The sequence below is a fragment of the Acidocella facilis ATCC 35904 genome (assembly GCF_000687875.1).
In the GTDB taxonomy this organism is placed as follows: Bacteria; Pseudomonadota; Alphaproteobacteria; order Acetobacterales; family Acetobacteraceae; genus Acidocella; species Acidocella facilis.
The window spans coordinates 1-19,975 of record NZ_JHYG01000009.1 but is presented as its reverse complement, the minus strand read 5'-3'; the positions used below and the strand labels follow the sequence as shown (position 1 = coordinate 19,975).

At 64.1% G+C, this 19,975-nt stretch carries 20 protein-coding genes; 11 read left to right on the top strand and 9 right to left on the bottom strand.

Features of this window, described 5'->3' with window-relative positions; translation table 11 throughout:
- The first annotated feature begins 54 nt into the window (after positions 1-54).
- The 3 genes from ssb (at position 55) to T331_RS0112455 (ending at position 2,271) form a co-directional block, all read left to right on the top strand.
- A complete protein-coding gene (ssb, locus tag T331_RS0112465; RefSeq protein ID WP_026440259.1) occupies positions 55-582 on the top strand; it encodes a single-stranded DNA-binding protein in 528 nt (175 codons plus the stop codon).
- Positions 583-1,202: 620 nt separating this feature from the next.
- On the top strand, positions 1,203-1,763 hold the full coding sequence (locus tag T331_RS0112460; RefSeq protein ID WP_035180095.1) for a lipocalin family protein: 561 nt from the start codon (positions 1,203-1,205) through the stop codon (positions 1,761-1,763).
- Positions 1,764-1,785: 22 nt separating this feature from the next.
- The gene (locus T331_RS0112455; protein ID WP_051622356.1) at positions 1,786-2,271 is read left to right on the top strand and encodes a hypothetical protein; all 486 of its coding nucleotides are present in this window, start codon (positions 1,786-1,788) and stop codon (positions 2,269-2,271) included.
- A 42-nt stretch (positions 2,272-2,313) separates the two neighbouring features.
- Here T331_RS0112455 and T331_RS0112450 read toward each other — a convergent pair whose 3' ends face one another.
- Positions 2,314-3,696 (bottom strand): purine-cytosine permease family protein, encoded by a 1,383-nt coding sequence (locus tag T331_RS0112450; RefSeq protein WP_026440256.1) that lies wholly within the window; start codon positions 3,694-3,696, stop codon positions 2,314-2,316.
- Positions 3,697-4,024: 328 nt separating this feature from the next.
- Here T331_RS0112450 and argE point away from each other — a divergent pair, with 328 nt between their 5' ends.
- On the top strand, positions 4,025-5,161 hold the full coding sequence (argE, locus tag T331_RS0112445) for an acetylornithine deacetylase (RefSeq protein WP_026440255.1): 1,137 nt from the start codon (positions 4,025-4,027) through the stop codon (positions 5,159-5,161).
- A gap of 7 nt (positions 5,162-5,168) precedes the next feature.
- Here argE and T331_RS0112440 read toward each other — a convergent pair whose 3' ends face one another.
- Complete coding sequence (locus T331_RS0112440; RefSeq protein WP_026440254.1) at positions 5,169-6,086, bottom strand: LysR family transcriptional regulator; 918 nt, start codon at positions 6,084-6,086, stop codon at positions 5,169-5,171.
- Positions 6,087-6,186: 100 nt separating this feature from the next.
- Here T331_RS0112440 and T331_RS0112435 point away from each other — a divergent pair, with 100 nt between their 5' ends.
- The gene (locus T331_RS0112435; protein WP_026440253.1) at positions 6,187-6,864 is read left to right on the top strand and encodes a DUF1028 domain-containing protein; all 678 of its coding nucleotides are present in this window, start codon (positions 6,187-6,189) and stop codon (positions 6,862-6,864) included.
- Positions 6,865-6,873: 9 nt separating this feature from the next.
- On the opposite strand, the gene T331_RS0112430 is transcribed toward T331_RS0112435, so the two are convergent.
- The 5 genes from T331_RS0112430 to hutI form a co-directional block, all read right to left on the bottom strand.
- A complete protein-coding gene (locus T331_RS0112430; RefSeq protein WP_026440252.1) occupies positions 6,874-7,596 on the bottom strand; it encodes a class II aldolase/adducin family protein in 723 nt (240 codons plus the stop codon).
- A gap of 17 nt (positions 7,597-7,613) precedes the next feature.
- Complete coding sequence (locus T331_RS0112425; RefSeq protein ID WP_026440251.1) at positions 7,614-8,021, bottom strand: RidA family protein; 408 nt, start codon at positions 8,019-8,021, stop codon at positions 7,614-7,616.
- A gap of 118 nt (positions 8,022-8,139) precedes the next feature.
- Positions 8,140-9,801 (bottom strand): urocanate hydratase, encoded by a 1,662-nt coding sequence (hutU, locus tag T331_RS0112420; RefSeq protein WP_026440250.1) that lies wholly within the window; start codon positions 9,799-9,801, stop codon positions 8,140-8,142.
- Between the two features lie 81 nt (positions 9,802-9,882).
- Entirely contained in the window at positions 9,883-11,391 is a 1,509-nt protein-coding gene (gene hutH / locus T331_RS0112415) for a histidine ammonia-lyase (protein WP_026440249.1), read from the bottom strand.
- Positions 11,388-12,569 (bottom strand): imidazolonepropionase, encoded by a 1,182-nt coding sequence (gene hutI / locus T331_RS0112410; protein ID WP_026440248.1) that lies wholly within the window; start codon positions 12,567-12,569, stop codon positions 11,388-11,390. Before hutI ends, hutH begins: the two co-directional genes overlap by 4 nt.
- A gap of 65 nt (positions 12,570-12,634) precedes the next feature.
- Between hutI and T331_RS0112405 the strand changes: the two genes are divergently transcribed.
- From T331_RS0112405 to T331_RS0112395, 3 genes are all read left to right on the top strand, one after another.
- Positions 12,635-13,927 carry a formimidoylglutamate deiminase gene (locus T331_RS0112405; RefSeq protein ID WP_026440247.1) on the top strand — a complete coding sequence of 431 codons (1,293 nt, stop codon included), beginning with the start codon at positions 12,635-12,637 and terminating at the stop codon, positions 13,925-13,927.
- Between the two features lie 5 nt (positions 13,928-13,932).
- Positions 13,933-14,670 carry a histidine utilization repressor gene (gene hutC / locus T331_RS0112400; protein ID WP_035180111.1) on the top strand — a complete coding sequence of 246 codons (738 nt, stop codon included), beginning with the start codon at positions 13,933-13,935 and terminating at the stop codon, positions 14,668-14,670.
- Positions 14,671-14,821: 151 nt separating this feature from the next.
- Positions 14,822-15,544 (top strand): hypothetical protein, encoded by a 723-nt coding sequence (locus tag T331_RS0112395; RefSeq protein ID WP_026440245.1) that lies wholly within the window; start codon positions 14,822-14,824, stop codon positions 15,542-15,544.
- 69 nt (positions 15,545-15,613) lie between these two features.
- On the opposite strand, the gene T331_RS0112390 is transcribed toward T331_RS0112395, so the two are convergent.
- Entirely contained in the window at positions 15,614-16,309 is a 696-nt protein-coding gene (locus tag T331_RS0112390) for an NAD-dependent deacylase (protein WP_026440244.1), read from the bottom strand.
- Positions 16,310-16,508: 199 nt separating this feature from the next.
- On the opposite strand from T331_RS0112390, the gene T331_RS0112385 reads away from it, so the two are divergent.
- Genes T331_RS0112385 through T331_RS0112375 form a run of 3 tightly spaced genes read left to right on the top strand, consistent with a single transcriptional unit; the run spans position 16,509 to position 19,662 of the window.
- Positions 16,509-18,524, top strand: a complete 2,016-nt coding sequence (locus T331_RS0112385; RefSeq protein ID WP_026440243.1) for an FUSC family protein — start codon at positions 16,509-16,511, stop codon at positions 18,522-18,524.
- On the top strand, positions 18,521-18,745 hold the full coding sequence (locus T331_RS0112380) for a DUF1656 domain-containing protein (RefSeq protein ID WP_026440242.1): 225 nt from the start codon (positions 18,521-18,523) through the stop codon (positions 18,743-18,745). Before T331_RS0112385 ends, T331_RS0112380 begins: the two co-directional genes overlap by 4 nt.
- Positions 18,742-19,662, top strand: coding sequence for an HlyD family secretion protein (locus T331_RS0112375; protein ID WP_026440241.1), 921 nt, complete (start codon positions 18,742-18,744; stop codon positions 19,660-19,662). Before T331_RS0112380 ends, T331_RS0112375 begins: the two co-directional genes overlap by 4 nt.
- Before the next feature lie 9 nt (positions 19,663-19,671).
- Here T331_RS0112375 and T331_RS0112370 read toward each other — a convergent pair.
- On the bottom strand, positions 19,672-19,975 hold a 304-nt coding region (locus tag T331_RS0112370), incomplete at its 5' end, for a transposase (RefSeq protein ID WP_155992710.1).

Sequence of the window (19,975 nt, the reverse complement as noted above, 5' to 3'; positions counted from 1 at the left end):
ACCGCGTGGCGGATGCGCTATCCTGGAAGACAATTTTGAGTTGTAGAGGGCGACATGGCTGGTAGTGTGAACAAGGTGATTCTGGTGGGCAATCTCGGGCGCGACCCGGAGATCCGCAACACCCAGTCCGGCATGAAGGTCGTCAATCTGGCCGTCGCCACCTCCGAGAGCTGGAACGACAAGGCCAGCGGCGAGCGCAAGGAGCTGACCGAGTGGCACCGCGTGGTCATCATGAATGACCGTCTGGCGGATGTGGCCGAGAAATACCTGAAGAAGGGCTCCAAGCTCTATCTGGAAGGCAAGCTGCAGACCCGCAAATGGACCGACCAGTCCGGCCAGGAGCGCTATACCACCGAGATCATGATCGGCCGCTTCAACGGCGAGCTGGTGCTGCTGGACCGTGCCGGCGGTGGTGGCGGCGGCATGGGTATGGGCGGTGGCATGAGTGGTGGCATGGGCGGTGGCGACGAGTACGCGCCGCGCGCCGCCTCCGCCCCGGCCGCGAAATCCCCCGCCCGTGCTGTCGGCGGCTGGGATACGCGGCCGAGCACTGGCGATCTGGACGACGAAATCCCATTCTAACCCCCGCCTGACCTCGGCGGCTTACCGCAAACCGCGCCTTTCCGGCGCGGTTTTTTTATGGTGAACAATCCGGCCGCCCACGTCTTTATCGTTACGAATCCAGCATCTATGTGCTAAATCGCACCTGATTTAAAAAACGGTATCATCATAGCTTATTATAACGTCCGCGCGTCGATTCAAAAAAAACGTCAACCCTAACGTGCCACGGCATTGCGGCCAGATCCGGTCGGATCTCTTTTAAAGCAATCAAAAAATGCTGTTAAATTCAATAGCCTTTTCTGACAGCCCACTTTTCTGTCGAAAAGATTAAAGCCACTTCATTTTCTGCGCTCAGCCTACCGACGCGATTCATTTTGCTTGAAGTTGATGCGAAATCATTACTATCGATACATGCAAAGATAGCTTCACAAACATCCTTTCACTAAACGTTCGCCTTGGGCACCAGATCAGAATGAAGCCGACCTTCCGCGCCTTTGCCGCATGGCTGGCCGCTTTGGCAGGGCAGAAACGCGCGAGCACTGCACTGCTCACCGCCTCAAGCACGCCCCGCTTCAGTGACCCGAGGTGATCCGCCGCGCCAAAGCCTGCGTAGACAGATTTTAACCCGGAAGGACCGATCCATGCGCGGATGGCTGCTCATTCCCTTGCTGCTGCTGATCTCAGGCTGTGCCGGAACCCCCGCGCCCATCATCGCGCCGCAACCGCAGAAACCGGTTGAGATGTCGCGCCTGTTTACCGGCACCTGGTACGAAATCGGCCGCATCCCGATGCAGCTGACCGATGGCTGCGTCGCCGGCACCACAAGCTATTTCGCCAATGCCCAGGGCCAGCTGATGGAGCGCGATGCCTGCCGCATGCACACGCCGGCGGGCAGGGAAAAATCCTTCCAGGGCACCGTCGCGATTCTGTCCCCCGGCGCCAACAACAAATTTCTCGTGCGCTACCGGCTCTGGCATCTGTTCACCATCCCCTACACCTACTGGGTCCTCGATCACGCCGCCGATTATAGCTGGTTCATCGTCGCCAACCCGCAAATGACGCTGCTTTCCTTCTTCACCCGCACACCCGATCCCGCCCCGGCGCTGGTGGAAAAGCTGACGGCGCGTGTCCGTGCGCTTGGCTATCAAGGCAAGCTGGAATATCCCGCCCGCTTCCCGCCGACCGGCCAACCGGGTAAATGATGCGGATAACGGGAGACATTCCATGCGGCTCTGGGCCCTCGCCTTCATTCTCTGCGCCGCCGCCAACGCCGCCTTGGCCGATGAGGCCAGCCAGTGCCAGGCGCGGCAAGGCCAGTACCTGACCGGCACCATCGCCCATGGCCCGTTCTTCGTCCGCGCCTGGGCGTATCGCGACGGGGTGGCGCTTTCCCACAGCAAGATCCTGCTGCGCGGCGATGATGGCCAGATCTATGATATTCGCGCGGATAACGTCTTCGCGGCCGGCAACGATGCGGCCCCCGGGGCGGTGCCGGCGCCGCTTTCAGCGCTGCATCCCGGCATGCGGCTGGCGCTGTGCGGCAAACTCTATAGGCTGCGCAACGGACGAATGGGAATGGACTGGGTGCATACCAATTGCGGCGACACCCCGCGCCCCAGTGCCCCGAACGGGTTTCTGAAACAGCTTGGCCCGGACGCAACGCCCGGGCCGAACCTTGAAAACGCCCGCGAATATTGCCGGCTTTGGTAAAGCCCGGCGCGCGTCTGAATCTAACCCGCCATTTGTCAGCCTTTAGGTAGCCGGCACGAGGCTGGCCGCGCTCTTGCGCGCCATCACATAATAGACCGGGCTGATCACGCAGAGCCCAACGATCCAGGAGAGATCCACCCCATCCAGCGCCTTCGCCACCGGGCCGGTATAGAGATCGTTCGAGACAAACGGTAGCTGAATGAGAATCCCCAATATATAGCAGAAGATCGCGGATTTATTGAAGCGCCCATAGATGCCGCCCTCGGCGGTGAAAAACGCCCCGACATCATAATCCCCATGCCGCACCAGGTAGAAATCCACCAGATTGATCGCCGTCCAGGGCACCAGCACATAGAGCAGCAACAGGATGAAGTTGGTGTAGTTGGTCAGGAAGGCCCCCGCCGCGAACAAGGCGATGGCGAGACCAACTAACGTGATCGCGATGGCGGTGGTGGTGCGCGCCGCCGCCCCCGGCTTCCAGCCCGGCGCGAATGTATGCACCAGCGTGATGGTGGAGAGCACGCCGCAATACAGGTTCATCGCATTGGTGCCGGCGATGCCGATGGAAAAAATGACCACAACCGGCACCGCGACCGCCCCGGTAAAGCTGGTGAGCCCCGCGACCGGATCACCATTCGCCGCAACCAGACCTAGCATCGCCCCCAGGATCATCGGGAAAATCGAGCCGAGCGTGCAGCCCCAGTAGGAGGCCCAGAACGCATCCTTCGCACCCGTATCATGCGGCATGTAGCGGCTATAATCCGAAACATAGGGCGCGTAGGCGATCTGCCAGAGCGCGCCGACCGAGACCATGCTGCAGAACCCGGCCAGGTTGAAATGGTTCATCGCCATGAAGTTGCCCGGCAGCCCATGCACCAGCACGATCCAGGCGAAGCTGACCAGCAGTGCCAGACCGGATGCCCAGGTGATCACCCGCGCGTAGGCGTGAATAAGGTCGTGCCCGAAGATCGTCGCGATGACGCTGATCACCGCGATCAGCACGATCAGCCAGCGCTGATCGATTCCCGCCGCGATCGTGTGCAAGGATTGTCCCGCGAGCACGATATTGGACGCCAGAAACCCGACATACATGACAATGACGATGGCCACCACCAGCACCGCGCCGATGGTCCCGAACTGCCCGCGCGTCTGCACCATCTGCGGCACGCCAAGCCGCGCGCCCTGCGCCGAGTGCAGCGCCATGAAAATCGCGCCGACCAGATTGCCGATGATGATCGAAAGGCAGGAGCTGGCGAAATCCAGCTTGAACACGGCTGATGCCAGCGAGCCGGTGATGATCGTCAGCATCATGATGTTCGAGCCGAACCAGATGGTGAACAGATCCCGCCAGGTACCGTGGCGCTGATCGAGAGGGATTTGGTAGATCGTATGTTGCTCGACTTTGCCAGGAGCTTCCGTGGCCATGTTGCTGTCCTTAGGGCTGGGGGTGGTAGGCCGCGGCGGCGCGGAGATCAGGCCGAAATCGCATCGCGCCATGCCGGCAAATATTGCCGGAGGTCGCGGCGCAAGCAGCTTGCGGGCGAGACAGAACGGTCACGCGGTGCACTCCATTATTTAATCTTAGCCACAGCTTACACGAATCGCGCGGGCTTCCGCATTGAATTAACCGAACCAAGAGCCTCCCTTTTTCTGTGCATCAGGATGTTTTTTGGGCATTCCCACGCCGATCGCGCCCGCCACGCAGGCAGATCCCAGACTTCACCTCTCCCTCTCCCCACGCTAGGAGTAGGGCATGACCCGCACCACCGCGCATCTTGCCAGCCTCACCGCCTTCCCCAGCATCAGCGCCGATCCGAACGAGGACCTCATCCGCTGGAGTGCCGGGATCGTCACCGCGGCTGGTGGGCGGGTTCAAGTTTTGGCCGGTGCAAAGCCAGGAAAACTTAATATGCTGGCGAGCTTCGGGCCACAGACCGGGGCCGGCATCGTGTTGTCCGGCCATAGCGATGTCGTACCCGTAGCCGGCCAGGACTGGCATACCGACCCGTTCGCGCTGACCGCGAAGGACGGCAAACTGCTCGGCCGTGGCAGCAGCGACATGAAAGGCTTCCTTGCCGCCTGCCTCAGCGCCGCCGAACGCGCCGACAAAACCCGCCTCACCCGGCCGCTGCATCTGGCATTTTCCTATGATGAAGAAGTCGGCTGCCTTGGCGTGCGGGATTTGCTGGAGCGGCTGCAGGCGGAAAACTTCCAAGCCGAAGGCTGTATCATTGGCGAGCCGACAGCGCAGCAGGTTGGCTTTGGGCATAAGGGTAAGATTTTCGGCTGCTTCTGCTGTCATGGCCAGCCCGCCCATTCCGCCAACCCGGCGCTGGGCTGCAACGCCATCGGCCTCGCCGCGGAAATGGTCGGCGCGGCCGAGACACTTCAGGCCGAGCTCCTCGCCACCGGCCCGCGCGATGCGGCCTACCCGTTTCCGGTCACCTCCGTGCATGTCGGCACCATCAAGGGCGGCAGCGCGCTGAACATCGTGCCGGAGCGCTGCGATGTGGAATTCGAAATCCGCAATGTCGCCGGGGATGATCCGCACGCTCTGGTTGCCCGGCTGCGCGCCCGGGCGGCGGAGATCATCGCCCGGCGCGCGCAAGGCCGCATCGAAATCGAGATCGCCAACGAATATCCAGGGCTGGAGACCTCGCCCAAAGATCCGTTCGCGGCAAAGATCCTGGCCGCAGCCGGCACCAGCCCGTGCAAGATCGGCTTCGGCACGGAAGGCGGATTGTTCCAGTCGCGGCTTGGCCTACCTGTCGTGGTCTGCGGGCCGGGCAACATCGACCGTGCCCACAAGCCGGATGAATATGTCACCCAGGACGAGCTCGATCACTGCGATGCTTTTCTGGACCGCGTGATCGCCTCCCTGAGCGCCTGAAATCGCCTCAGCGCGTGCCGGGAAGTTTCTGATTCAGCAGCAGCTCCCGGCATAATTCGAGAAAGGCCTCCGCCGTCGGCGTGCGCCGCAGCCCTTTCAAAGTCGCGACACCATAGACCAGAGGCCGCAACTTATCCTCCAAGGTCAGGTAGGCGAGCTTGTGCCCGTCCAGCGTCGAGGGGTTTTTCGGCTGCGCATTGGCCAGCCCATACCCTTCGCCCCGCGCCACCAGGCTGCGAATGATGTCGATATAAGCATAGCGCCCGGCAATGCGCGGCGCGATGCCAACCTCACGGAACAAGGACAAGAAATAATCGCGGCTCATCGGCAGATCGAGCAACAGAAAATCCTCGCCCTCCAGCTCCTTCAAACTAACCGAGCGCCGCCGTGCAAAGCGATGCGACCCGCCGACAAACGCGTAGGGCGGCAGCGGCGCCATCGGCATGAAGTCGAAATCCGGTGGGATGTTCATATCGTAGGTCAGCAGCAGAGCAATTCGGCCCTGGCGCAGGCTCTCGAACAATTCCGCCTGGTTTCCATCCAGCGCATTCATCCGCGCCGCCTCGTGGCGCTTGCGAAACACCGAGAGCAGCTCCGGCACGGCCAGCGGAAACAGCGTCGAGAGACAGCCGATTTCCAGCGGTCCGCCGATCTTCGCTGAAATCACCGACGCCGCCGCCTGCACCTCTTCCGCCTGCATCAGCAGCGCCTTCGCTTCACGCAGAAAACGCTGCCCCTCGGCGGTAAGCGAAAGTCCCTGCGCGTGGTGGCGGATAAAAAGCTGGATGCCAAACTCTTCTTCCAGCGCCGTGATCGCCGAGGAAATTGAAGGCTGCGAGATATTCACCCGCTCGGAGGCCTGGGTGATGCTGCCGGTCTCTGCCGTCGCGACGAAATAGCCGATCTGTTTCAGCGTGAAGCGCATGTTCCCGCCCTCAAGAAATTTGAATCAACATATCAGAAGTTTATATTTTACAAAACCAGCAACAACGTGGAAACCGGATGCGACCGTTCAGGAGTTTCGCATGACCTTCTCCCTCGTCGCGCGCTGCCCGCGTTCAGGCCAGTTTGCCGTTGCCGTCACCTCCTCATCGCCCGCCGTCGCGGCACGCTGCGCCTTTGCCCGTGCGGGTGTCGGTGCCGCAACAACCCAGAACGTGACCGACCCGCGGCTGGCACCGCAACTTCTGGATGCGCTGGAATCTGGCCTCACCGCCGCTGCGGCGATCGAAAAAATTGCAGGCAGCGCAAGCTTCCCCGAGTTCCGGCAACTGACCCTCATCGATACCCACGGAAAAACTGCAGTATTTTCCGGCGCCCGGACGCTTGGTGTCACCGGCGAGGCGCGCGGAATCAACGCGGCCGCCGCCGGCAATCTGCTGGCCGATAACGGCGTTCCGCAGGCTGTGATCGACGCGTTTGTGGCCAGCGATCCGAACCTGGAACTTGGCGCGCGTGTGATCGAAGCGATGCTGGCGGGGCTTGCCGCCGGCGGCGAAGCCGGGCCGATCAAATCCGCCGGCCTCATCGTGGTCGACAAACAAGCCTGGCCGCTGGCGGATCTGAGGGTCGATTGGCACGACGCGCCGCTGCACGAACTCGCCCGGCTCTGGGAGATTTGGCAACCGCAAATGCATGACTACGTCACCCGCGCGCTGAACCCGACCGCCGCCCCCGCCTACGGCGTGCCGGGCGATGAGTGACGCCGGCGACTAGTTCAGATAATCCTGATCCAGCCGGCGGCGCATCTGCGCGAAATGCGCTTCGGCGAATTCCGGCTCGCTGTCCCAGGCTTGCGCGGTCTTCTCCGCCACCTCGTCATTCAGCACGCTGAGCGTCTGCCCGGTCGCGTAGGCCAGCATCAAGGTTCGGGCCCCGCGCTCGAAATGATAGAAGGCATCGAAGGCTTCGGCGGCAGTTTCGCCCGTGGCCAGCAGCCCGTGATTGCCCATCATCAGGATCTTCTTCTCGCCCAGAATCTTCGCCAAGCGCTCACCCTCGGCCTGGTTATCAGCCATCCCCGCATAGGCGCCATCCACCGCGACGCGGTTGAAGAACCGCGCACAGGTCTGATCCACCGGATATAATGTAGGGTCTTTCAGGCAGGCGAGCGCCGTGGCGTAGGCCGGGTGCAGATGCACCACACAGCGCGCCCGGGGCACCAGCCGATGGATCGCGCCATGGATCGCCCAAGCGGTGCTGTCCACATCTTCCGGCAATGCATTGGCCGCCCCATCCAGCAGCGCCAGTTCCGAGGCTTTCAGCGTCGCGAAATCACGCCAGCGGCGATTGATGAGGAATTGCGTGCCGTCATCGGACATTGCCAGCGAGATATGGTTGGCGGTCGCCTCCTGCCAATCCAGCATGGCGGAGAGCCTACATAAAGCCGCGAGCTCGCCGCGCAGCTTCATCTCACGTCGTTTCAAGTCGCTCATCACAATCCTCCGACAGCTCAGGGCAGTTCAGCGATCACGTCGATCTCGACCAGCCATTCCGGCCGCGCCAAAGCCACGATAACCAGCCCGGTGAACACCGGATAGACCCCCTTCAGCCAGCGTCCCGCGGTGCGATACACCGCCTCGCGATGCCGGATATCGGTGATATAGACGGTCACCTTGCAGATATGCTCCAGCGTCGCGCCACATTCGCGCAGCAGCAGATCGATATTCTGCATCACCTTCTCAGTCTGCGCCACCGGATCGCCAACGCCGACATTCTCGCGCGTGTCCAGATCCTGCGGCACCTGCCCGCGCAGATAGATCATCTTGCCCGTCACCACCGCCTGGCAGAGATCATTATCGAGATTCTGCTCCGGGTAGGTCTCCTTGGTGTTGAAGGGGCGAATACGCTTGTGAATCATCTCGAAAACTCCGCAGCCTACCCTACCATAGGCCGCCCGCCCCCTTTGTTAAACCTGATACTGCAAAGCCGTTGCATAAATTAAACCGAACCAATTGCCGGATTTTTCAGCAACAGACCTATAATGAGGGTAGGTTGAGGCCAAACTCCCGGGCGCAGTCCTTGGCGATGTCATAGCCCGCATCGGCATGGCGCATCACGCCGGTGGCCGGGTCGTTCCACAGCACCCGCTCCAGCCGCCTCGCCGCATCCTCGGTGCCATCCGCGCAAATCACCATGCCGGAATGCTGCGAAAACCCCATCCCGACCCCGCCGCCATGATGCAGCGAAACCCAGGTGGCGCCCGAGGCGCAATTCAGCAGCGCATTCAGCAACGGCCAGTCGGAGACAGCATCCGAGCCATCCGCCATCGCCTCCGTTTCGCGATTGGGCGAAGCGACGGAGCCGCTATCCAGATGGTCACGCCCGATCACGATCGGCGCCTTCAGCTCGCCCTTCGCTACCATCTCGTTGAAGGCGAGCCCCAGCCGATGCCGGTCCCCCAGCCCGACCCAACAGATGCGCGCCGGCAGGCCCTGGAAGGCAATGCGCTCCTTCGCCATCTCCAGCCAGTGATGCAGATGCTTGTCGTCAGGCAGCAGCTCCTTCACCTTCGCGTCGGTCTTGTAGATATCCTCAGGATCGCCCGAAAGCGCCGCCCAGCGGAACGGGCCGATGCCCCGGCAAAACAGGGGACGAATATAGGCCGGCACGAAACCGGGGAAGGTGAAGGCATTCTCAACCCCTTCCTCCTTCGCACGCTGGCGCAGATTATTGCCGTAATCGAAAGTCGGCACGCCCAATTTCACAAATTCCAGCATCGCCTCGACATGTTTGGCCATCGAGGCGCGCGCCGCCGCTTCCACCGCCTGCGGCGCGCTCTCGCGCCTGGCCTCCCACTCAGCAACGCTCCAGCCGGCGGGCAGATAGCCGTTCACCGGATCATGGGCGGAGGTCTGGTCGGTCAGCATGTCCGGCTTGATGCCGCGCTTGAGCATTTCCGGCAGAATTTCAGCGGCATTGCCCAGCAAGCCTACGGACACCGGCTTTTTCTCGGCAATGGATGTTTCGATGATCGCCATCGCCTCATCCAGCGTATCGGCGCGGACATCGACATAGCGTGTCTTCAACCGCATCTCGATCCGGCTCGCCTGGCATTCGATGGCAAGGCAGCTCATCCCCGCCATGGTCGCGGCGAGAGGCTGCGCGCCGCCCATGCCGCCCAGCCCGGCGGTCAGCACCCATTTTCCGGCGACGTCACCATTATAATGGCGCCGCCCCGCTTCCACAAAGGTTTCGTAAGTGCCCTGAACAATGCCCTGGGTGCCGATATAGATCCAGCTGCCGGCCGTCATCTGGCCATACATCATCAAGCCCTTGCGATCGAGCTCGTTGAAATGCGCCCAGTTCGCCCAGTTCGGCACCAGATTCGAGTTGGCGATGAGCACGCGCGGCGCATCCTTATGGGTGCGGAACACACCCACCGGCTTGCCGGACTGGACCAGCAGGGTTTCATCATCGCCCAGGCTTTTCAGCGCACTGACGATCCGATCGAAGCTCTCCCAATCCCGCGCCGCCCGGCCGATACCGCCATACACCACCAGCTCTTCCGGCCGCTCGGCCACCATCGGGTCGAGATTATTCATCAGCATCCGCAACGGCGCTTCGGTCAGCCAGCTTTTCGCGGATAATGTGCTGCCATGGTCGGCACGGATGATGCGGGCATTATCAAGGCGGGTCATGCGCTTAAACCTTTCAGAATGGTCTCAGGCACCGGCGGCACCGGCGCGGCGTGTTGTCCAAATCACAGGCGAGGCAAAATCTCAGGCAACCCCCGGCAGATCAAACCCAGCCAAGGCGCCCTCACCCAGCAGCGCGATGGCCATCTCGATATCTGGGGCGAAATGCCGGTCCTCTTCCAGCTTCGGCACCGCCGCGCGCAATCTTGCACGCGCCGCCTCCAACAAAGCCGAGGAGGTCAGCGTATGAAAATCGCAGCCCTGCGCCGCCGCCAGCCATTCGATGGCGATGATCGCGCGCAAATTTTCATTCATCCGCAGCAACCTCCGCGCGCCGTGGGCGGCCATCGAGACATGATCCTCCTGGTTGGCGGAGGTGGGGATGGAATCGACCGAAGCCGGGTAGGCACTCTGCTTGTTCTCGGAGACCAAAGCCGCGGCCGTCACCTGCGGAATCATGAAACCGGAATTCAATCCGGGTTTCGGCGTCAGGAAGGCCGGCAGGCCGGAGAGCACCGGGTCGACCAGCAGCGAAATCCGCCGCTCGGTCAGCGAGCCGATTTCGCACACCGCCATCGCGATCATATCCGCCGCGAAGGCCACCGGCTCGGCATGGAAATTCCCGCCGGAGAGGGCGACCGCCGGGCCGGTGAAGATCAGCGGATTATCCGTCACGCCATTGGCTTCCGTATCCAACGTCGCCGCCGCCTGGCGCAGAAGATCCAACACTGCCCCCATCACCTGTGGCTGGCAGCGTAGGCAATACGGGTCCTGCACCCGCTCATCGCCTTTCAGATGCGAGGCGCGAATGGCCGACCCCGCCATCAGCCCGCGCAGCGCCTCCGCCACCTCCGCCTGGCCGCGATGCCGGCGCACCGCATGGATGCGCGGATCAAACGGCGCATCGGAGCCCTTCGCGGCATCGGTGGAAAGCGCGCCCGTTACCAGCGCCGCGCGGAAATTCGCCTCCGCCTCGAACAGCCCGGCCAGGGCGTTGGCGGTGGAAAATTGCGTACCGTTGAGCAGCGCCAGCCCTTCCTTGGGCCCCAGCACCAAAGGCGCCAACCCGGCTTCTGCCAAGGCCAGCTCTGCATCCTTGGCCACACCACCGACGAAAATCGCGCCGACTCCCATCATCGCCGCGGTCATATGCGCCAGCGGCGCCAGATCGCCCGAGGCGCCGACAGAGCCCTGCGCCGGCACCACCGGGATCAGATCCTTCGCCAGCATCGCCTCCAGCATGCGCACGGTTTCCACCCGCACGCCCGAGGCGCCCTGGCCGAGCGAGCCCATCTTCAAGGCCAGCATCAGCCGCGCCACCGCGACGGGCATCGGCGCGCCCACCCCCGCCGCGTGCGAGAGCACGAGATTGCGTTGCAACGTTGCCAGATCCGCATCCGCGATGCGCACCGAGGCCAGCTTGCCGAAGCCGGTATTGATGCCATAGACCGGCTCGCCCCGGCCCAGAATCTCCGCCACCGCATCCGCCCCGGCCTGAACAGCCGGAAGCGCCGCTTCGTCAAGTTCGACGACAGCGCCTTGATAGATATCGCGCCATTGGGCGAGGCTCATCGCCCCGGGGGTGAGTTTCATGCGGCACTCCAGATACGTTGATGTAGCGGGTTGAACCCGATGCGATAGACCAGCTCCGCCGGGCGCTCGATGTCCCAGATCGCGAGATGGCATTTGGCCCCTGGCTTCAGCATGCCTACATCCGACCGCCCAAGTGCGGCGGCGGCATGGCGGGTGACGCCGAGCAGGCATTCCTCAACCGTGAGGCGAAACTGCGTGGCGGCCATGTTCATTGCCAGCAGCAAGGAGAAAAGCGGCGAGGTGCCGGGGTTGAGATCGGTGGAAACCGCCATGCGCACCCCATGGGCGCGAAAGGAAGCAACCGGCGGCAGCCTGGTTTCGCGCAGCGTATAGAAGGCGCCGGGCAGCAGCACGGCAACACTGCCCGCCCGCGCCATCGCCGCGGCGCCATCCTCGCTGGTATATTCAAGATGATCCGCCGAGAGCGCGCCAAACCTTGCCGCCAGCGCCGCGCCGCCAAGGTCCGAAAGCTGGTCCGCATGCAGTTTCACCGCCAGCCTGCAACGCGTCGCCGCCTCGAACACCTGCGCCATCTCCTCAGGCGAAAAGGCGATGCCCTCGCAAAACCCATCCACCGCGTCGGCCAGTCTGTGTCGCGCGACATGCGGGATCATCTCCTCGCAGAGCAGTCGCAGATAATCCTCACGCGCCATCTCCGGCGGAAATCCATGCGCGCCCAGGAAGCTGGTGACAACATCCACGGCGCCGCCAAGCGACTTTGCTACCTCAAGACATTTATATTCCGCCTCTGGCGCCAACCCGTAACCGGATTTGATCTCGATGGTCGTCACCCCTTCGGCGAGCAGTGCCTCCAACCGCAATTCCGCCGCGCGGCGCAGCTCATCGAAGCTGGCCGCGCGTGTGGCGCGCATCGTGCCCATGATGCCGCCGCCCGCCCGGGCGATCTCCTCATAGCTTGCCCCAGCCAGCCGCGCCTCGAATTCCCCCGCCCGGCTGCCGGCATAAACCAGATGCGTATGGCAATCGATCAGCCCGGGCGTGATCCAGCGGCCCTCGCAATCCACCACTTCCTCGGCCTGCATATCGCGCATCGGCCCGGCATAGAGAATGCGCCCGTGCGCCTGCGCCACCATGCCCGGCTCCACCAGCCCCAGGCCCGGCAGATCCGGGTCCATCGTCGCCAGCCTCGCATTGGTAAAAATCCGCTCTGCCCGCATATTCTGAACCTTGGCGTTGAGGGAAAAGTTGTATATACAATATGCACGTCCGGGAGAGCTGTCCAGTGTCCGATCGCATCATTTTCCGCCACGCGTTGCTCCCCCAGGGTTGGGCCGCGAATGTCGCCATCTCCTTTGCGGCCGGGCGGATCACGCAAATCGAAACCGGCATCGAAGGCGGTGCAGGCATCGCTTTGCCGGGCATGCCCAATCTGCACAGCCATAGCTTCCAGCGCGCCATGGCCGGCCGGGCCGAGCATCGCGGCGCCGGAACCGACAGTTTCTGGACCTGGCGCGAGCTGATGTACAAGCTCGCCTGGTCGCTGGACCCGGAGGATGTGCAGGCCATCGCCACCCTCGCCTTCACCGAAATGCTGGAAGCCGGCTTCACCGCGGTCGCGGAGTTTCATTATCTCCACCACGCGCCGGACGGCACGCCTTATGACGACATCGCGGAGATGGCCACGCGCATCGCCGCCGCCGCCGCCGCCGCCGGGATCGAGCTGCTGCTGCTCCCGGTTTTCTACGCCCATTCCGGCTTTGGCGGGCGGCCACCGGCTGAGGGCCAGCGCCGTTTCATCAATTCGCTGGACAGCTACGCCCGGCTGCATGAACGCTGCCAGGCGCTGGCCGCCACCGGCTGCGCCCCGCATTCGCTGCGCGCCGCCACGCGTGAGGAAATCACCGCGCTGAACCATCTGAACGGCGCCGCGCCGTTTCACATCCACATCGCCGAGCAGACCGCCGAAATCGAGGCCTGCCTGGCTTTCTCCGGCGCCCGGCCGGTTGAATATCTGCTGGCAAACGCCCCGGTTTCGGCAAATTGGTGCCTGGTCCACGCCACCCATATCACCGCCCAGGAGGCCGCCGCCATGGCAAAATCCCAGGCGGTGGCGGGGCTCTGCCCGATCACCGAGGCCAATCTCGGTGACGGTATTTTCCCCGCCCAGCATTTCACCGGCGCCTTCGGCATCGGCTCGGACTCCAACATCCTCATCGATGCCGCGCGCGAGCTGCAGATGCTCGAATATTCCCAGCGCCTGGCGCAGCGCCAGCGCAATGTCATGGCCACGGACACGACCCGCTCGACCGCCACCGCGCTCTACCAAAACGCGCTGGCCGGCGGGGCGCAGGCCATTGGGCTGCCGGCCGGCCTCGCCATCGGCGCCCCGGCCAGCTTCGTCACCATCGCCGGCGAAACGCCGGAGGATGCGCTGGCCGACGCCCTCTTCACCGCCCGCGCGCCCGCGCTGCGCGATGTCTGGGTGCGCGGCAAACGGCTGGTGGAAGCCGGACAACATATCCACGCCCGGCCCGCCCGCGCCGCGTTCGAGGCAATTTTGCGCAAGCGGCTGTGACCGCCATGCCGTCTCCCCGCCCCGCCAAACTCTATGAGCAGGTCAAGGCCTATCTGCGGGAGGGCATCGCCAGCGGCATTTGGAAGGTGGGCGAGAAAATCCCCTCCGAGTTCGAGCTGATGGAGCGCCTCGGCGCCTCGCGGATGACGGTGCATCGTGCCTTGCGCGAGCTTTCCGCCGAGGGGGTGCTGCTGCGCCTGCAGGGCGCGGGCAGCTTCGTGCAGGCTCCAGCCCCGCGCTCGCCCTTGCTGGAAATCCACGACATCGCCGAGGATATCGCACGGCGTGGCCATGCCCATCGCGCGCAGGTGCTGGCGCTGGAAGCCCGCCCCGCGCCAGCGGACATCGCCGCCGAATTCGCCCTGCGCCCGCGCGCCAGGCTGTTTTATTCCGAGATCCTGCATTTCGAGGATGAGATCCCGGTGCAGCTGGAGCAGCGCTATGTCTCGCCCGGCTTCGCCCCAGATTATCTGGCGCAGGATTTCACCCGCCAGACCCCGAACCGCTATCTGCAGACCATCGCCCCGCCGAGCGAAGTGGAGCATGTCATCCACGCCACCCTGGCCGATGCCAGCCTGCAAGCGCTGCTGCGCCTGGGCCCCCAGGACGCCTGCCTCTGCCTGCTGCGCCGCACCTGGACCCCGGCCGGCCCCGCCACGCGCTCTCTGCTCACCCATCCTGGCAGCCGCTACAGCCTGGGCAGCCGCTACAAGCTGGCGGATTTCCACGCCCGGCCAGGCTAATTCTTTAAAATCAAAAGTTTTTTGGGCCGCTTTTTTTCAAAAAAGCGGCGAACAACGTTTGGGGGTGGGCGACACGGGTGCCCCCGCCCCGCTTTTCAAACCGCCTCCCGGCGCGTAAATTTCCAGGAAGCCGCGTTGGAGGCGGAAAAGTTTGGATCACGACACGCTGTATCTCAGCGCCGGGCTGGGGGTTCTGGGCCTCGGCATACTGGCACTCTGTATCGACCTCCTGGGCGGCCGCCGCCGGCAGACGGCCCCGGCCAGCGGCCCGCAGGATGATCTGCACGCCTTCCTGCGCGCCGCTCCGCCGATGAAGGTGGAGGCCACGCCGCGCCTCGTGCCACCGGCTGAGCCCGCCGCACCCGAACCCGAATCCCAGCCCGCCCCGGAAACCGGCTTCGTCTTCCGCCGCCACGCCACCCGCGCGGCCATGGCCCCCCAAGCTGCCACCGCGCCGCGCCTGGCAGGAATGGACCTCACCTCCATCCAGAACGAAATCCGCGCCGCGCTCGATTCGCTGGTCGCCTCGCCGCCACCCTCCCCCGTCACGCAAGGGGCGCAGCTGGTCTGGGCGGAGCCGGGGCGTCTGGCCGTGCTCTCCCTCGGCCAGGCCGAGCCAGAGGACGGGCTGGCGCTGCTGCGCGAGGCCGGCATCGTCGCCCTCATCGCGGCGCAGGGCCATCCTTTCACCGCCCCCGGCGCGCTGGAAATCCTCACCTTGCCCGCCAGCGCGGACGCCGCCGCCCCGCTCGCCGCCACCCTTCGCAGCCGCCTCGCCGCGGGCGAAAAACTGGCTTTCTTTACCGATGAAACCGGGCTGAGCGGGGCCGCCGCCACGCTCGCGGCGCGGCTCTCCAGCCGGCGGGCGGGCTAGAGCAATATGTGTTTAGGTTGACGCGGCAGCGTCAAGATAAACACGTGAAATTGCTCGCCAATATCAAAATTAAAGCCCCAGCCGGCGCAGGAATTCAGGCACGCCCTCGCTGGCCGGCGCTTCGATCGCATGGTCGAAATAACGCCCCCCGGTCGGCGCCGGATTGATCTCATACAGCACGCAGCCTCGCCCGTTTCGCCGCGCCTCAGCCGCGAACCCGGCCGCCGGATACACCACCCCCGACGTGCCGATCGCACAGAACACATCCGCCCGCGCCAGCGCCTCCAGAATCTTATCCATGAAATACGGGATCTCCCCGAACCAGACGATATCCGGGCGCATCGCCGCCGCATCGCAGGCCGGGCAGATCGTCTCCACCCCGGACTCATTCAGCCACGGCCCCGCCGCACCGCATTCCGCGCAAAGCAGCCGGCGCAACTGGCCATGCATATGCAGCACATTCCGGCTGCCGGCCCGCTCATGCAGATCATCCACATTCTGCGTCACCAGCAGAAACTCACCCCGCCCGCGCCAGCCCTGTTCCAGCGCCGCCAGCGCCAGATGCCCCTCATTCGGCGCCACCTGGTTCAGCTGGGCCCGGCGCAGATTATAAAAGCGATGCACCAGCGCCGGATCCCGCAAGAACCCTTCCGGCGAGGCCACATCCTCGATCCGGTGATTTTCCCACAGCCCGTCCGCCGCGCGAAACGTGGCAATGCCTGAGTCCGCCGAGATCCCCGCCCCTGTCAGCACCACGATATTCACCGCCTGCTCCTCGTCTGCGTGCTTTCACGCTATCAGGGCCGCGGCCTCATGCAAACCGCTTCCGCCCCGGCCTCGCATCCGATAAGAAGCTCTTGAAACCCGCCGAAACCATAAGCCCAATCAGCCAGCCGGGGCGCCGCAGAGCCGCCTTGCAAAGAACATCTACCTTCCTGACGTTTTTTCCTGTTTGCAGGGGATAATGCCCAAGCCGGACGAACTCCTCTTTGCCCTGAAGACCTTCACGGGCGCCATGCTCGCCTTCTTCATCTCCTGCTGGCTGGGGCTGGACAACCCGTACTGGTCGATGGCCACCGCCTTCATCGTCGCTAACCCCTATGCCGGGGCGATGCGCTCGAAAGCCGTCTATCGCTTCTTCGGCACGCTGATCGGCGGCACCGCGGCGGTGGTGCTGGTGCCTAATCTGGTCAACGCACCGGTGCTGCTCTGCATCGCCATGGCGCTGTGGGTGGCGATGTGCCTCTATATCGCGCTGATGGACCGCAGCCCGCGCGCCTATACCTTCATGCTCTCGGGCTACACCGCCGGCATCATCGGCTTCCCCTCGGTCACCGATCCCAGCCATGTCTTCCAGACGGCGCTGACCCGCTGCGAGGAGATCACCCTCGGCATTGTCTGCACCACCATCATCGGCACCATCATCCTGCCGCGCTCGATCGGCCCGGTGCTGGCGCGGCGCATCAGCTCCTGGGTCAAGCCGGGGGTGGACTGGGCCAGCGCCGCGCTGGCCGGCGACGGTGAATCCCAGGCCGCGCGCGAGGCCCGCCGTCGTCTGGCCTTCGAGGCGACCGACACCGCGATGATGGTCTCCCAGCTCGCCTATGACGTCTCCAACATGCAATCGGCGGTGCGGCAGGTGACGAGGCTGCGCATGTATGTGATCAGCCTGATGCCGATCCTCAGCTCCATCGGCCAGCGCGTCGCCGAGCTGCGCCGGCTGGACGCGCTGACCCCGAAGCTGAAAACCGTGCTCGCCGCCACCGATCAATGGGTGCAGAGCGGCAAGGCGGATGGCGCCGATGCGCTGCTGCACGACATCCAGACGCTGGACCATGACACGCCGGACTGGGGCGGGCTGCTGCGCGCCAGCCTGGCGCTGCGGCTGGAGGAGCTGGTGCGCATCTCCAGCCATTCCCGGCAATTGCGCCGCTTCGTCACCGAAGGCGCACCGCCGCCCCCGGCGAGCCCGGCGCTGGATGCCGAATATATCGCCATCACCAAGCAGAACCGCGACCATAAGCTGGCCTTCCTCTCCGCCACCTCCGCCGCCGGCGCGGTGCTGCTGGTCTGCGCGCTCTGGATCGCCACCGGCTGGGCCTACGGCGCCGGGGCGGCGATCATGGTCGCCGTCGCCTGCTCCTTCTTCGCCGCGCAGGACGATCCCGCCCCGGCGATCGCGCAGATGCTGCGCAACGCCGTCATCGTCATCATCGGCATCTTCGTCTACAGCTTCGCCATCCTGCCCCGCGTGGTGGGGTTCGACGAGCTTTATCTGGTGCTGCTCCCGGCCGGGCTGATGACGGGCGTGCTGGTCTCGCGCCCCGCCACGTTCGGCACCGGCATGGTCATCGGCGCGGTTGGCGCCACCCAGCTTGGCCTGGGCAATGGCTATCACACCAGCTTCGTGCCGTTCGCGGACAGCTCCTTCAGCCTGATCGTCGGGCTGGGGTCGGCGCTGATCCTCACCCGCATCGTGCGCTCGGTCGGTGCCGCCTGGAGTGCGGAGCGGCTGATGCGCGCCAACTGGCGCGATGTCGCCGCCGCCGCGCAGGCCGCCCTCCCGCATGACCGGGCCGCCCTGACCGGCATCATGATGGACCGGCTGGGGCTGATGATGCCGCGCCTCGCCGCCGTGGCCAGCGGCGCCGATAGTGCCGCCTCCGGCGTGCTGGTGGATTTGCGCGTCGGCCTCAACATCATCGCCCTGCACCGCGAGCAATGGCGGCTGCCGCCCGAGGCACGGCGCTGCTGTGAACTGATCTTCGATGGCATCGCGGCGCATTATCAGGGCAATGCCCGCCAGCCCGCGCCGGACGCGCTGATGCACGCGCTGGACGGCGCGATGGTGGCGCTGATGCATGATGCCTTGGCCCACCGGGCCGCGCTGATGGTGCTCTCGGGCCTGCGCAGCGTGCTGTTTCCCGAGGCGGTTCCTCCCATTTTCCAGACCCACAGCCAGGCATTGGTGGCAGAATGATCGGTGAAATCAACATTTACGGCGTGCTGTTTCCGCCGCTGCTGATCTGGATCGGCATCGCCCTGCTGCTCTCCGTCGCGCTGCGCCGCGGCCTTTCCGCCATGGGCGTGTACCGTTTCGTCTGGCATCGCCCGCTGTTCGATCTCTGCCTCCTGGTGCTGCTCACCGGGCTGGTCTGGCTGTTGACCTCGCATTTCCTTTCATCCCCCGGAGCCCCATGAAATCCGCAAATTTCGTCAGCCGTTTTCTCGTCACCCTGGTGGTTGTGGTGCTTGCCGGGCTCGTCGGCTGGCAGCTCTGGATCTATTATATGGACGATCCCTGGACACGCGATGGCCGCGTGCGCGCGGATGTGGTCTCTCTCGCCCCTGACGTGACCGGCCCTGTGGTGCAGGTGTTCGTACAGGATAATGATTTCGTGCATACCGGCGAGCCTTTGTTCCAGATCGACCCGTCGCGTTTCAACCTGGCGATGGAGCAGGCCAAAGCCGCCCTCGCCCAGACCCAGGCGGCGCAGGACAAAGCCAAGGCGACGATGCAGAACGCCCAGCAGAACGCCGCGCGCTACGCCGCCCTCTCCAACAACGCCGCCTCCGCGATTTCGCGCGACGATGCCAGCACCCAGTCCCGCGCGGCCGAAGCCGCCTACGCGCAAGCGCAGGCCGCCACCGCGGCGGCGCAAGCCAATCTCGATGTCGCCCAGCTCAACCTCACCCGCAGCACGGTGCGCGCGACGGTGAATGGGCGGGTGACGAATTTCTCGATGAGGCCCGGCGATTACGTCGCCGCCGGCAAGCCGGTGATCGCCATCGTGGATACGGACAGCTTCTATGTCGATGGCTATTTCGAGGAAACCAAGCTGCATCACATCCAGGTCGGCGACAAGGCTAGCGTCGAGCTGCTGCAGGGCGGCCCGCCGATCCTGGGCCATGTGCAGGGCTTCGCCTCCGGCATCACCGACAATGAACGTGTCGCCGCGCCCACATTGCTGGCGGATGTGAATCCCACCTTCACCTGGGTGCGGCTGGCGGCGCGCATTCCGGTACGCATCGCCATCGACAAGGTGCCGGCCGGTCTCCATCTCGTCGCCGGGCTGACCGCGACGGTGAGCGTGCAGCCGGAGAAACGCAAAAACTAGGGTCCAGACTCATAACACCCACCAGACGACCGCTGCCACGAGGTAGATTGATGCGGCAAAATTGATGGCCAGCCGGTCATATCTGGTTGCGATCCGTCTGAAATCTTTGAGGCGGCAGAACGCATTCTCGATTTTATGCCGCTCTTTATAGGATGTCTTGCTGAAGCTGTACGGCCGCTTGCGGTTACGTTTGTTCGGGATGACGGCCTTCGTCCCGCGCTTTTTCAAGTTGCCTCGTAATTCGGCGCTATCGTAGGCTTTGTCGGCGAGAAATTTTTTCGCCTTCTTGGTTTTCTCAATCAAAGGCGCGGCC

What these genes read in the sequence shown, in the direction of transcription:
- T331_RS0112455 (WP_051622356.1), top strand. Translation starts at nt 1,786, where the DNA reads ATGCGGCTCTGGGCCCTCGCCTTCATTCTCTGCGCCGCCGCCAACGCC.
- T331_RS0112385 (WP_026440243.1), top strand. Translation starts at nt 16,509, where the DNA reads ATGCCCAAGCCGGACGAACTCCTCTTTGCCCTGAAGACCTTCACGGGC.
- hutU (WP_026440250.1), bottom strand. Translation starts at nt 9,801, where the DNA reads ATGACCCGCCTTGATAATGCCCGCATCATCCGTGCCGACCATGGCAGC.
- T331_RS0112375 (WP_026440241.1), top strand. Translation starts at nt 18,742, where the DNA reads ATGAAATCCGCAAATTTCGTCAGCCGTTTTCTCGTCACCCTGGTGGTT.
- hutI (WP_026440248.1), bottom strand. Translation starts at nt 12,569, where the DNA reads ATGCGGGCAGAGCGGATTTTTACCAATGCGAGGCTGGCGACGATGGAC.
- T331_RS0112460 (WP_035180095.1), top strand. Translation starts at nt 1,203, where the DNA reads ATGCGCGGATGGCTGCTCATTCCCTTGCTGCTGCTGATCTCAGGCTGT.
- T331_RS0112380 (WP_026440242.1), top strand. Translation starts at nt 18,521, where the DNA reads ATGATCGGTGAAATCAACATTTACGGCGTGCTGTTTCCGCCGCTGCTG.
- hutC (WP_035180111.1), top strand. Translation starts at nt 13,933, where the DNA reads ATGCCGTCTCCCCGCCCCGCCAAACTCTATGAGCAGGTCAAGGCCTAT.
- T331_RS0112440 (WP_026440254.1), bottom strand. Translation starts at nt 6,086, where the DNA reads ATGCGCTTCACGCTGAAACAGATCGGCTATTTCGTCGCGACGGCAGAG.
- T331_RS0112425 (WP_026440251.1), bottom strand. Translation starts at nt 8,021, where the DNA reads ATGATTCACAAGCGTATTCGCCCCTTCAACACCAAGGAGACCTACCCG.
- T331_RS0112450 (WP_026440256.1), bottom strand. Translation starts at nt 3,696, where the DNA reads ATGGCCACGGAAGCTCCTGGCAAAGTCGAGCAACATACGATCTACCAA.
- T331_RS0112435 (WP_026440253.1), top strand. Translation starts at nt 6,187, where the DNA reads ATGACCTTCTCCCTCGTCGCGCGCTGCCCGCGTTCAGGCCAGTTTGCC.
- T331_RS0112430 (WP_026440252.1), bottom strand. Translation starts at nt 7,596, where the DNA reads ATGAGCGACTTGAAACGACGTGAGATGAAGCTGCGCGGCGAGCTCGCG.
- hutH (WP_026440249.1), bottom strand. Translation starts at nt 11,391, where the DNA reads ATGAAACTCACCCCCGGGGCGATGAGCCTCGCCCAATGGCGCGATATC.
- argE (WP_026440255.1), top strand. Translation starts at nt 4,025, where the DNA reads ATGACCCGCACCACCGCGCATCTTGCCAGCCTCACCGCCTTCCCCAGC.
- ssb (WP_026440259.1), top strand. Translation starts at nt 55, where the DNA reads ATGGCTGGTAGTGTGAACAAGGTGATTCTGGTGGGCAATCTCGGGCGC.